The organism is Agromyces humi, assembly GCF_009720255.1.
GTDB lineage: Bacteria > Actinomycetota > Actinomycetes > Actinomycetales > Microbacteriaceae > Agromyces > Agromyces humi.
Window position 1 is genome coordinate 1 of sequence record NZ_WJSP02000667.1, and the last position, 1,059, is coordinate 1,059.

Annotated in this window: 2 protein-coding genes and 1 tRNA gene; all 3 read left to right on the forward strand. The window is 72.0% G+C overall.

What is annotated here, in order from left to right:
- On the forward strand, positions 1 to 194 hold a 194-nt coding region (locus GH736_RS23360; protein ID WP_203230934.1), incomplete at its 5' end, for a hypothetical protein.
- A 51-nt stretch (positions 195 to 245) separates the two neighbouring features.
- Positions 246 to 318, forward strand: a tRNA-Arg gene (locus GH736_RS23365).
- A gap of 132 nt (positions 319 to 450) precedes the next feature.
- Positions 451 to 1,059, forward strand: a 609-nt coding sequence (locus tag GH736_RS23370) for a TPM domain-containing protein (protein ID WP_162529608.1), incomplete at its 3' end; no start/stop codon positions are given.

Sequence of the window (1,059 nt, forward strand, 5' to 3'; positions counted from 1 at the left end):
TCGACGACGACGTGCTGCGCCTCGTGTTCGTCGAGGAGGTGGGCCGCGCGATCCGGCGCATCAGCCGGTGGTACCCCGACGTCGTCGCGACCCGGGTGCCGGGCGACGCCGTGCTCCGGGGCGCGCGCATCGTGCTCGCCGGGCGGGTCCGCGAGGAACTGCTCGACACCGTCGCGAGCGTCAGCCTCGCCTGACCCTTCGTGTCGGAGCGAAGCCCCCGGCAGTGATAGTGTCTTCTGCTGTGCGCCTCCGTAGCTCAGGGGATAGAGCGCCGGTTTCCGGTACCGTAGGTCGGGGGTTCGAATCCCTCCGGGGGCACTCACACATGGCGGGCCGATGCGCGGGAATGCGCTCGGCCCGCAGTGCTGTCCGCCGCCCCACGGCGTGGACGCGGCATCCGCACCGACCATAGACTCGATGGGGTCCGCTCGGTCGGGAAGGCACTGGTGCATGGCGTCGATACGTCGGAAGTCCGCGGTTCTCGGGATCCTCGTCGGGGCGGTGCTCGCGCTCGGCGCTCCAGCCGCCGCATGGGCTGAGGATCCGGTCGAGTTCGGTGCCAACCCCGTCGTCGACACGGTCGGCGCCCTCGGCGGACGCCTCGACGAGGTCGAGGCGGCGATCGACGCGAACGCCGACGCGAGCGGACGGCAGCTCTTCGTCGCCTACGTGAGCGAGTTCACCAATCCCGAGGCCGCCGACGCGTGGGCCAACGACACGGCGATCGCGAACAACATGGGCGCCGAGGACTACCTGCTCGCCGTCGCGGTCGACGGACGCGCCTACTACCTCTCGGCCGACTCCGAGGCGTCCCTGTCCGACGCGGACCTGCAGCGCATCAGCCAGGACGTCATCGAGCCCGAACTTCGTGACGGCGACTGGGCCGGTGCCGCGATCGCCGCAGCCGACGCACTCGGCGGCGGCAGCGGCAGTGGCGGCGGCGGGTCCGGCGGGTGGGGCTGGGTCTGGTTCATCGTCATCGGCGCGATCGTGGTGGCCGTCATCGCCATCGTGCTCTCGCGGCGCCGACGCCGACAGGGCGCGGGCGGCGCGGTCGGT